The organism is Albidovulum sp. (assembly GCF_049646345.1).
In the GTDB taxonomy this organism is placed as follows: Bacteria; Pseudomonadota; Alphaproteobacteria; order Rhodobacterales; family Rhodobacteraceae; genus Albidovulum.
This window is the reverse complement of sequence record NZ_JBARVQ010000284.1, coordinates 68,635-80,131: the sequence shown is the minus strand read 5'-3', so window position 1 is coordinate 80,131 and position 11,497 is coordinate 68,635. Positions and strand designations below refer to the sequence as shown.

Genomic DNA, 11,497 nt, shown 5'->3' with positions numbered 1-11,497 from the left:
GCTCCGCACCGCCTGGAACCCTGCAGAAATGGACGGCCTGCTGCTGCTGGTGCCGAAAGCCACCGCGACCGGTCATGTCGGGGCAGGCGATTTCGATATGGATCGCGATGGCAGACTTCGCCGGGGCCGGGACTATGTCTATACCGGTGCGCAGATCATCGCGACAAAGGGCCTGGCCACGATCCCCGAACCTGTCTTTTCGCTCAACCGCTTCTGGGACCGGATGCTGGCAGACGGGCGGCTTTACGGCTGCATCCACGATGGCGGCTGGTGCGATGTGGGACGACCCGCATCGATTACCCTGGCCGAAGCGCTGCTGGGCGAGGCGCAGGATGTTTGATCCTGCCACCACCCCGCGGCTTTTCGCGATGCCGCCGGGGGCGGATTTCCCCGCAATGCTGGTGTCCGGACTTGTCGTGCGGATGGGTGGCCTGCCACCCGAAGCAATGGCGCGGGTCACGCTGTATCTCAACACCGCGCGTATGCTGCGCGAGGTGCGGGCGGCGTTCGACAACCACGGCGCCCGCTTCCTGCCCCGTCTGCGCCTGATCACCGACCTTGGCCGCGATCCGCTGGCCGGGCTGCCGCCCGCGATCCCGCCGCTGCGGCGAAAGCTGGAACTGGCGCAGCTTGTCGCGGGCCTTGTCGAAAGCCAGCGCGATTTCGCACCCGGAACGGCCGTCTTCGACCTTGCCGACAGCCTTGCCACCCTGATGAGCGAGATGCAGGGCGAAGGTGTCCCGCCCGAGGCGCTGGAAGCGCCCGAACTGGCGGAAAACCACGCCCGGCACTGGGAGCGCAGCCTTGACTTCATCCGCATCGTCGCGCGGTTTTTCGATGACGACGCGCAGCCCGATGCCGATGCCCGCCAGCGCCGCATCGTCGAGGCCCTGACCGAACGCTGGGCAGAGCATCCGCCCGCCGATCCGGTCATCGTCGCCGGATCGACCGGATCGCGCGGCGCCACACAGCTCTTCCTGCAAGCCGTGTCGCGATTGCCGCAAGGTGCGGTCATTCTGCCCGGCTTCGACTTCGACATGCCCATGGATGCCTGGGACAGCCTCACCTCGGGTGCCATGCCGGGCGAGGATCACCCGCAATTCCGCTTTCGGCGGTTGACGGATGCGCTGGGCCTGACCCCTGCCGCCATCCGGCCATGGGGCGATGGCCCCGCCCCCGATCCGGCGCGCAACCAGCTGATTTCACTGGCACTTCGTCCCGCGCCGGTGACCGACCGCTGGATGGCCGAAGGCCCCGCCCTTGGCGATATCGGCCCGGCGGCGGCGCGCATGACGCTGATTGAGGCACCGGGCCAGCGGGAAGAGGCGATGGCGATCGCCCTGCGTCTGCGGCAGGCGGCCGAAGAGGGCCAGCGCGCAGCGCTGATCACACCCGATCGCAACCTGACGCGGCGGGTGACGGCGGCGCTCGACCGCTGGCGCATCCGGCCAGACGACAGCGCGGGGCAGCCACTGGCGCAAAGCGCGCCGGGGCGGTTCCTGCGCCATGCTGCCGCCCTTTTTGGCCGGGCGCTGTCGGCCGAGGCCTTGCTGGTGATGCTGAAACACCCGCTGACCGCCACTGGCGCCGGGGATCGCGGCAATCATCTGCGGTTCACCCGTGATCTGGAACTGAAGCTGCGCCGCAATGGCCCGCCCTTTCCCACAGGTGCCGATCTGTCCCGATGGGCACGGGCAGAGGGCGAGGCGGAGCGGATCGTCTGGGCAGAGTGGGTCGGCGCGGTCTTTGACGGCATCGAGGCCGCCGAAACACTACCGGTCACAGATTGGACCGAGCGGCTTCTGACACTGGTAACCGCACTCGCCGCCGGGCCCGGCGGTGCGCCGGACAATAGCGAGCTGTGGCAGGAAGAGGCAGGTCGGCTCGCATCCTCGGTGATGACCGATCTGCGCCAGGAGGCCGGTTCTGGCGGCGTGATGGCAGCGGGGGATTTTGCCAATCTCATCAATGCGCTTTTGCGCCCCGGAAGCGTGCGCCATGCCGGGGCAAGCCATCCGCTGATTGCCATCTGGGGCACGCTGGAGGCGCGGGTTCAGGGGGCCGATCTGGTCATTCTCGCCGGTCTCAACGATGGGATCTGGCCCGCAATTCCCACGCCCGACCCGTGGCTGTCGCGGCAGATGCGGCTCAAGGCTGGGCTGTTGCTGCCCGAACGGCAGGTCGGACTGTCGGCGCATGACTTTCAGCAAGCGGTGGGGGCCCCCGAAGTGGTGCTGTCGCGCGCCATCCGGGATGCCGAGGCGGAAACCGTGGCCTCGCGCTGGCTGGCCCGGCTGGTCAACTTGATGAAGGGCCTGCCCGATCAGCAGGGGCCAGAGGCTCTGGCAGGGATGCGGGCGCGGGGCCAACAACTGATGGACCTCGCCCGGGCACTGGAAGCGCCGGGCGAGGCTGAACCTGCAAAACGCCCCGCGCCGCGCCCGCCGGTCGATGCGCGGCCGCGTGAATTGCCGGTAACCGGGATCGAGCGGCTGATCCGCGATCCCTATGCGATCTATGCCCGTACGATCCTGCGGCTGAAACCGCTCGATCCCTTGCGACCGACGCCGGACGCACGGCTTAGGGGCAAGGTGCTGCACCGTCTGGTCGAGAGTTTCATCAAGACCCGGCCCGAGGGGGAAAGCGAGGCGGCAGCGCGAGACCGGCTGCTGTCGCTGGCCGAAACCGTGCTGGAGGATACGATCGCCTGGCCCAGCGCCCGCCGCCTCTGGCTGGCGCGACTGACACGGATCGCCGACAGCTTCGTTGCCGCCGAAAGCGGGCGACAGGCGGCAGGGCGGCCTTTGGTGATGGAAAAAACAGGCTCTGTTTCACTGGAAAATGTGCAGTTTACCCTGACCGCGCGGCCCGACCGGATCGACCTTCTCGACGATGGGCGGGTCCATATCTACGACTATAAAACCGGCGCGCCGCCCAGTGACAAGAAACAGAAGGCGTTTGAAAAGCAGCTCATCCTTGAAGCCGCCATGGCCGAACGCGGCGGCTTTGATGCGCTGGGCCCCCGCGAGGTTGCCGGAACGACCTATATCCATCTTGGCGGCGACGGGGCTGAAAAACCGGGTGTGATGGAAGAGGGGCTGACCGATGCCGAATGGGACCGGCTGGGCGAACTGATCGCGGCCTATCTGCGACGTGAGACCGGCTATATCGCGCGCCGCGCCGTGTTCGAGACGCGGCGGGCAGGCGACTACGACCACCTCGCCCGCTTCGGCGAATGGCAGATGAGCGATGCGCCCACCCCGGAGGATGTCGGATGAGGCGCGATGACGCGAGCGAAGCACAGGTCCGCGCCGCCGATCCCGGTCAGTCGACCTGGCTGTCGGCCAATGCCGGGTCGGGCAAGACGCGGGTGCTGATCGACCGGGTGGCGCGGCTTCTGATGGGCGGGACCGAACCGCAAAAGATCCTGTGCCTGACCTATACCAAGGCGGCGGCCAGCGAGATGCAGAACCGCCTGTTCGACCGGCTGGGGCAATGGGCGATGCTGCCCGAGGCCAGGTTGCGGAACGCTCTGCTGGAATTGGGGGTGGACGGCGTCGATGGACCCACGCTGGCCCGCGCCCGCCGCCTGTTTGCCCGCGCGATCGAGACGCCGGGCGGGTTGAAGATCCAGACCATTCACTCCTTCTGCGCCGCCCTTCTGCGCCGTTTCCCGCTTGAGGCCCGCGTCTCGCCCGATTTCCGCGAGATGGACGACCGGGCGGCGAAGCTGATGCGCGAAGAGATTGTCGAAGAACTGGCGGCGGACGATGGCCGGGATGCTTTCGACGCCATCGCGAACCATGTTTCAGGCGAGGATCTGTCGGGTTTTCTGGGCAATTTATGCCGGAACAGTGTCGGTTTTAGTCCCCCCATGACCCTCGCCGAGGCACGATCCGCATTCGGCCTCGACCCCGACTACGATCTTCCCGATCTGCTCGCCGAGGTCTTCATCGGCGGCGAAGCCGATCTGATCACAGCGCTCGTCCCCCTGCTGCTTGGCAGTGGAAAGAATGACTCTGGCGCAGGCGCAAAACTCGCAGGCCTGAAGTTTGAGCCTGCGAGCGTTGCGACGGTCGAGGGGCTGGAACGCGTTCTGCTTCATGGCAAAGGCGCTGTAAAATCAGGCCCCTTTACCGCAAAGATCGGCGCTTTCCCGACCAAGCCTCTGCAAAAAGGCCCCGCCGCACCGCTGATGCCAGCACTTGAGGCGCTGATGCTGCGGGTAGAGGCCGCACGCGCGAAACGCATCGCGCTGGCCGCCGCGACAAAGACCCATGCCCTGCACCTTTTTGCCTCCGCCTTCCTGCCGCTTTATGCGGCGCGCAAGGCGCGGGGCGGCTGGCTCGATTTCGACGACCTCATCGCCCGCGCCGCCGCCCTGCTGTCGGATCGGTCCGTCGCGGCCTGGGTGCTCTACCGCCTCGACGGCGGCATCGACCATATTCTTGTCGATGAGGCACAGGACACCAGCCCCGGCCAATGGCAGGTGATCGAACGTCTGGCCGAGGAATTCACCGCAGGCGAGGGGGCACGGGGCGAGGTCAGGACGATCTTTGTCGTCGGCGACAAGAAGCAGTCGATCTATTCCTTCCAGGGGGCCGACCTGACCGCCTTCGATAGGATGAAGCGCCATTTCGCGGAAAAACATGCCGCCGTCTCTGTCGCATTCCACGAACTGGAATTGCTGCATTCCTTCCGCTCCTCTGCTGCGATCCTAGATGTTGTCGACCTGACCTTCGACGAACGGGTCAATCGTGGCCTTGGCGGTGATTTCAAGCATATCGCCTTCACATCCGGCCTGCCGGGACGGGTCGACCTCTGGCCACCGGTGCCGAAGACGAATGACCCGGAGGAAAAGGAATGGTTCGACCCGACCGACATCCTGCCCGAGGATCATCACACGGTCGTCCTTGCCCGCCGGATCGCCGGTGAAATCCGGCGCCTGATCGATACCGGCACCCGGATCGAAACGAAGGACGGGCCGCGCCCGGTGCATGAGGGCGATGTCCTGATCCTCGTCCAGCGGCGGGGGGAGCTGTTTCACGAAATCATCCGCGCCTGCAAGACGGCCGGTCTGGACATTGCCGGGGCCGACCGGCTGAAGATCGGCGGCGAACTGGCGGTCAAGGATATCGCGGCGCTTCTGAGTTTCCTCGCCACGCCCGAGGATGATCTGTCGCTGGCCGCGACCCTGCGTTCACCGCTCTTTGGCTGGAGCGAGGGCCAGCTTTACGATCTGGCGCAGGGCCGGGGTGATATTTATCTCTGGTCGGCCTTGCGCGACCGGGCCGGGGACTTTGCCGAAACCCTCGCTGTGCTGAACGATCTGCGCCTTCAGGCCGACTTCCTGCGCCCCTACGATCTGATCGAACGCATGCTGACGCGCCATGACGGGCGGCGAAAGCTGCTGGCGCGGCTGGGGCCCGAGGCCGAAGACGGCATCGACGCGCTTCTGGCGCAGGCCCTGTCCTTCGAACAGGCCGAGGTGCCGAGCCTGACAGGCTTCCTCGTCTGGATGGAAACAGATGAGGTAGAGGTCAAACGCCAGCTTGACACCGCATCAAAGGCAATCCGGGTGATGACCGTGCACGGCGCCAAAGGGCTCGAGGCCCCCATCGTCATCCTGCCGGACACCGCCAAACCGACCGAGCGGGTGCGGGACGAGATCCTGCAGATCGGGGGCAGGCCGGTCTGGAAAACCAAGGCCGATGAAAGCCCGCCCGGGATCGCGGGAGAGGTCGCGGAACTGCTGGAGCGGCAGCGGGAAGAGCGGATGCGCCTTCTCTATGTCGCGATGACGCGGGCCGAGGTCTGGTTGATCGCCTGTGCGGCGGGCGAGGTCGGGACGGGTGCAGACAGCTGGTATGCGCTGATCGCCGACGGACTGGCAAAAGCCGGGGCGGCGGCGTCCGGGGACGGGGTCTTGCGCCACACCCACGGGACATGGCCCGCCGAGGCCACAGCCGGCACCCCGCCCGCGTCTGCCTCAATCCCGGACCTGCCGGATTGGGCCACGACCCGTGCGCCGCTGCCCCGCGATACCAACGGACCATCGTCGCCGTCGGGCCTTGGGGGTGCAAAGGCTTTGCCGGGTGAGGCCGGACTGGAGGAAGAACACGCAAAGCGGCGCGGCACATGGCTGCATCTCTTGCTTGAACACCTACCGCTCTGGCCCGCGGATGCATGGTCAGGGATCGCCGAAGCTCTGTTGAAAACGGAAGAAGAAACTGCACTTTCAGGCGAATTAGAGACTATATTGGCCGAAGCCCGCGCAGTCCTGTCGTCGAATCAGATGGCGCCTTTGCTTGGCCCCGATACACTGGCCGAGGTGGAGCTTACCGCCCCGGTTCCCGCGCTTGGCGGGCGGATCCTGCACGGTACAATCGACCGGTTGATGATCGCCGTGGATCGGGTGCTTGCGGTCGACTACAAGTCGAATGCCGTGGTGCCTGCCGGGCAGGGGGACATCCCCGAAGGCATCCTTGGCCAGATGGGCGCCTATGCCGCGATGCTGGCCGAAATCTATCCGGATCGGCGGATCGATACGGCCATTCTCTGGACGCGAACCGGTAAGTTCATGCCGCTTGATCCCGATATCGTGAGGGAAGCGCTCAGCCGGACCACCATCCCTTGACGCGCCACATAGCCGGTCCTACGTTCAGACCCAACACATTCCCGAATTGGAGAACGACCCATGGCCACCGTCGCCGTCACCGACGCCACCTTTGACACCGAAGTCCGTCAGTCCGCTATCCCCGTCGTGGTGGATTTCTGGGCCGAATGGTGCGGCCCCTGCAAGCAGATCGGCCCGGCTTTGGAGGAATTGTCGGAGGCCTACGAAGGCAAGGTCAAGATCGTGAAGGTGAACGTGGACGAAAACCCGGATTCGCCCGCCCAGATGGGTGTGCGCGGCATCCCGGCGCTGTTCATGTTCAAGGACGGTCAGATCGTGTCAAACAAGGTTGGTGCCGCCCCCAAGGCCGCACTGCAAAACTGGATCGACTCGGCGATCTGATTTGGCAGGAACGTCACGACGCGGGGCGCCTTCGGGCGCCCTTTTCGTTTTCATTGAGCTGGGCCAATTTGGTCTGACGTGCGGGGTGCTGTTTTCATCACACCCCGAGCCGGGCGAGTGCCTGCCCGTGGGGTGGCGCAGCAACCGTTGTTCAAGGTACTTTATACCAGCAAAGCCCCTCTGACCTAATGCGAAGCACGCGATCTCAAAAGCGCCAGCCCGCCAGGACGGGCAGGCGCTCGCCCGGCGCGCGTCGCGCTTGTTCCCGGGCGAGAAGAAGTGGCGCTTCAATGAGCACAGTGGGCTCAAACCGGACTAACAATTTGTCATTTCAAGGCAGAAATCGCCTCAGCAGTCGCCGGAACCACACCCTTTTCCGTAATCAGCGCTGTGACCAGCCTCGCGGGTGTCACGTCGAAGCTCGGATTGGCGGCGGCAGAGCCGGGGGGCAGCAGGTCCACGCTCGTGACCCCGTCCCCCGAACGTCCAGAGATAAAACGCACTTCGTCACCCGACCGGTCCTCGATCGGGATCTCGGCCACCCCGTCCGACACGCGGTGGTCGATCGTGGGTGTTGGCAGGGCGACGTAGAAGGGCACGCCGTTGTCCTGCGCAGCAAGGGCCTTCAGATAGGTGCCGATCTTGTTGCAGACATCGCCCCGCGCCGTGGTCCGGTCGGTGCCCACGATCACCATATCGACCTGACCGTGCTGCATCAGATGCCCGCCGGCATTGTCGACGATCACCGTATGCGGCACGCCGTGACGGCCCAGTTCCCAAGCGGTCAGGAAGGCGCCCTGATTACGCGGGCGGGTCTCATCGACCCAGACATGGACCGGGATACCGGCATCATGCGCCTTGTAGACCGGCGCGGTGGCTGTGCCCCAATCAACCGTGGCCAGCCAGCCCGCATTGCAATGAGTCAGGATGTTGACCGTTCCTCCGCCCTTCTTCGCGGCAATGTCGCGGATGATCGCCAGCCCGTTGTCGCCAATGGCCGAATTGATCGCGACATCCTCATCGCAGATCCGCGCGGCCTCGGCCCATGCGGCGGTGCAACGGTCCCCTTGCGGGACAGGGCGCAAAACAGCCTCCATCCGGTCCAGCGCCCAGCGCAGGTTGATGGCGGTGGGGCGGGTGGCGTGCAGACGGTCATAGGCGGCAGACAATGCGGCATCAGAGGCATCCGCCCGCATCGCCAGCGTCATGCCATAGGACGCCGTCGCCCCGATCAGGGGCGCGCCGCGCACCAGCATGTCGGAAATCGCGCGGGCTGCATCCTCGACCGTCCTCAGTTGAACCGTCTCGAACCTGTGCGGAAACAGGGTCTGATCAAGGATATGAACGGCCTCACCGTCCGTATCGGGCCAGATCGTGCGATAGGCCTTGCCGTCGACTTTCATACACCACGCTCCCCTGCTGGTTGTGTGCCCAGAATAGGCAGGCCGGACGGCTCTGCAAGCGAAAGCGCGCGCTTCGGGTTGCGCGGCGGGGCTTGCCGCCATATCTCGGAACGCGACGCGTTGGAGGTTTCGATGGCAGATGAGCAATTCCCCGGTTGGCATGGCACGACGATCATCGGCGTTCGGCGCGATGGCGAGGTTGTGGTGGCGGGCGACGGGCAGGTCAGCCTTGGCCAGACCGTGATCAAGGGCACCGCCCGCAAAGTGCGGCGGCTGTCGCCCGGCGGACGCGATGTGGTCTGCGGATTTGCCGGATCGACGGCGGATGCCTTCACGCTGCTGGAGCGGTTGGAGAAGAAGCTGGAGGCAGCACCGGGGCAGTTAACGCGGGCCTGTGTGGAACTCGCCAAGGACTGGCGCACCGATAAATATCTGCAGAAGCTGGAGGCGATGCTGATCGTCACCGACGGCACGACATTGCTGGTCGTCACCGGGGCGGGTGATGTGCTGGAACCTGAACATGACGTCGCCGCCATCGGTTCGGGCGGCAACTTTGCGCTGTCTGCCGCGCGGGGGCTGATGGAGACCGATCTGAGCGCCGAAGACATCGCCCGCAAGGCCATGGCCATCGCTGCCGATATCTGCGTCTACACCAACGGCAATCTGACGGTGGAGACGATCCGTGGCTGAAGACCCCAAGACTTTCGGCGCTGCCGATCTGCGCGCCGCCGTCGCAGCCGGGCTTGTCACCGAAGCGCAGGCGGCGGGGCTGACCGCGCTCGCCCATGACCGGGCAGGCAAACGCGCAACGCTACCCGCCGAGGATGAACCGTTCGAATTCTTCCGGGGCTTTGCCGAGATTTTCATCGCCACCGGTCTTGCGATCCTGCTGGCCGGTCTTGCGATCCTGCTCGGCGTCCTCGGTGGCGTGTTCATCCTGATTCTGATCCCGGCGATCATCGCCATCACCGCCTGGGCACTGGCGGGCTATTTCACGCTGAAGCGGCGGATGAACCTGCCTTCGATGGTGCTGGTCAGTGCCTATGCAAGCGGGCTTTACGTATCGTTCTTCACCGTTTTCAGCCAGATGGATATGGGGCTGAAGGGCGTCGCCTTTGCCTCGGCCGCGCTGACAGCGGGGGCGGTTCTGGTCTGGTTCAAACAGTTCCGGCTGCCGTTTTCGATGTTCGTCTTTGGCATCTTCGCGCTTCTGGCGACCTATGCCTTGTTCACGCGGTACAATCCCGGCGGCACGATCGACGATATCGACAGCTGGGCGCGCAGCTTTGCCCCACGCGCCAATCTGACATTGGCGTCATTCGTCTTCGGCATTGGCGCTTTTGTCGGCGCGATGTGGTTCGACATGCAGGACCCGCACCGGATCGGGCGGCATTCGGCGACCGCCTTCTGGCTGCATCTGCTGGCCGGGGCGGCACTGGTAAATTCCATCGCAGGCAACCTTTATGGCGGGGGCGGATCGGCGGCGATCCTGCCGACGACCGCAGCCCTTCTCATCTTCGCCCTGATCGCATTGATCATCGACCGCCGGTCGATGCTGACGGCGGGCATCGCCTATATCGGCGCGGTGATCTACTGGGCCGTCGCGGGCGACGGCTATGCCGGGGCGATGGACTGGGCCAAGATCCTGATCATCCTCGGAACCTTCTTCACCGTCCTTGGCACCTGGTGGGTGCAGATGCGCGCGGGCCTGATGCGCGCATTGCCTGACTTTCCCGGCAAGGACCGGCTTCCGCCCTATTCGGAGACTTCATGACCAATCTGACCCCCCGCGAAATCGTATCGGAGCTTGACCGCTTCATCATCGGCCAGAAGGACGCAAAGCGCGCCGTTGCTGTGGCCCTGCGCAATCGCTGGCGCAGGAAGCAGCTGCCCGATGACCTGCGCGAAGAGGTGTACCCCAAGAACATCCTGATGATCGGCCCGACCGGTGTGGGTAAGACCGAGATATCGCGGCGGCTGGCGAAACTGGCAAAAGCGCCGTTCCTGAAGGTCGAGGCCACGAAATTCACCGAGGTCGGCTATGTCGGCCGCGATGTCGAACAGATCATCCGCGACCTGATGGACACTGCGATGATCGAAACCCGCGAGAGGATGCGCGAAGAGGTCAAGGCCCGCGCCCACCAAGCGGCCGAGGACCGGGTGATCGAAGCCATCGCCGGGGCCGATGCCCGCGACCAGACGCGCGAAATGTTTCGGGCCCGCCTGAAGAAGGGCGAGTTGGACAACACAGTGATCGAGCTGGAAGTGGCCGAAACCGCGCCGCAAATGCCGATGATGGAGCTTCCGGGCCAGCAGGGCATGGGGATGATGAATCTCGGCGAGATCTTCGGCAAGGCCTTTGGCGGGCGCAAGGTCCGCAAGAAAATGACCGTGGCCGAAAGTTATGAGGCGCTGATTTCCGAAGAGGCCGACAAGCTGCTGGATGACGAGGCGGTCAAAGGCGCCGCTCTGGACGCGGTGCAGGAAAACGGCATCGTCTTTCTCGACGAGATCGACAAGGTCTGCGCCCGGGCGGAAACGCGCGGGGCAGATGTCAGCCGCGAAGGCGTGCAGCGCGATCTGCTGCCGCTGATCGAAGGCACGACAGTTTCGACGAAATACGGCGCGGTGAAGACCGACCACATCCTCTTCATCGCCTCAGGCGCGTTCCACATCGCCAAACCTTCGGACCTGCTGCCCGAATTGCAGGGGCGTCTGCCGATCCGGGTCGAACTGCGCGCGCTGACGGAAGAGGATTTCGTTCGCATCCTGACCGAGACGGACAATGCGCTGACGCTGCAATACACAGCACTGATGGGGACCGAAGAGGTCACCGTCAGCTTCACCAAGGACGGCATCGCCGCGCTCGCCCATATCGCGGCCGAGGTCAATCGCAGCGTCGAGAACATCGGCGCGCGGCGGCTTTACACGGTGATGGAGCGGGTGTTCGAGGAGCTGAGCTTTACCGCCCCCGACCGGTCGGGTGAGGCAGTGACGGTGGATGCTGCCTTCGTTGAAACCAATCTTGGCGATCTCTCGCGCTCGGCCGATCTCAGCCGTTACGTCCTCTGATCCA

7 protein-coding genes and 1 pseudogene are annotated in these 11,497 nt (G+C 65.0%); 7 read left to right on the top strand and 1 reads right to left on the bottom strand.

The genetic code is table 11. The annotated features are described in order from the left end of the window. The 4 genes and pseudogenes from WBB85_RS07150 to trxA all read left to right on the top strand — a co-directional run. Nucleotides 1-340: pseudogene (locus WBB85_RS07150) on the top strand (nucleotidyltransferase family protein); the annotation flags it as partial. Then, a complete protein-coding gene (gene addB, locus WBB85_RS07145; RefSeq protein WP_432637931.1) occupies nt 333-3,278 on the top strand; it encodes a double-strand break repair protein AddB in 2,946 nt (981 codons plus the stop codon). The pseudogene WBB85_RS07150 and the gene addB, both read left to right, overlap by 8 nt. Then, nucleotides 3,275-6,637, top strand: coding sequence for a double-strand break repair helicase AddA (addA, locus tag WBB85_RS07140; protein WP_432637930.1), 3,363 nt, complete (start codon nt 3,275-3,277; stop codon nt 6,635-6,637). The genes addB and addA overlap by 4 nt, the downstream gene beginning before the upstream one ends. Nucleotides 6,638-6,697: 60 nt before the next feature. Continuing rightward, entirely contained in the window at nt 6,698-7,018 is a 321-nt protein-coding gene (gene trxA, locus WBB85_RS07135) for a thioredoxin (RefSeq protein ID WP_432637929.1), read from the top strand. Nucleotides 7,019-7,344: 326 nt separating this feature from the next. On the opposite strand, the gene mtnA is transcribed toward trxA, so the two are convergent. After that, nucleotides 7,345-8,421 carry an S-methyl-5-thioribose-1-phosphate isomerase gene (gene mtnA / locus WBB85_RS07130; RefSeq protein WP_432637928.1) on the bottom strand — a complete coding sequence of 359 codons (1,077 nt, stop codon included), beginning with the start codon at nt 8,419-8,421 and terminating at the stop codon, nt 7,345-7,347. A 132-nt stretch (nt 8,422-8,553) separates the two neighbouring features. Between mtnA and hslV the strand changes: the two genes are divergently transcribed. Genes hslV through hslU form a run of 3 tightly spaced genes read left to right on the top strand, consistent with a single transcriptional unit; the run spans nt 8,554 to nt 11,493 of the window. Then, nucleotides 8,554-9,111: an ATP-dependent protease subunit HslV gene (hslV, locus tag WBB85_RS07125; RefSeq protein WP_432637927.1), complete on the top strand. Its 558-nt coding sequence runs from the start codon at nt 8,554-8,556 to the stop codon at nt 9,109-9,111. Then, a complete protein-coding gene (locus tag WBB85_RS07120) occupies nt 9,104-10,195 on the top strand; it encodes a hypothetical protein (RefSeq protein ID WP_432637926.1) in 1,092 nt (363 codons plus the stop codon). Before hslV ends, WBB85_RS07120 begins: the two co-directional genes overlap by 8 nt. Next, the gene (gene hslU / locus WBB85_RS07115) at nt 10,192-11,493 is read left to right on the top strand and encodes an ATP-dependent protease ATPase subunit HslU (RefSeq protein ID WP_432637925.1); all 1,302 of its coding nucleotides are present in this window, start codon (nt 10,192-10,194) and stop codon (nt 11,491-11,493) included. The genes WBB85_RS07120 and hslU overlap by 4 nt, the downstream gene beginning before the upstream one ends. Nucleotides 11,494-11,497 lie beyond the last annotated feature (4 nt).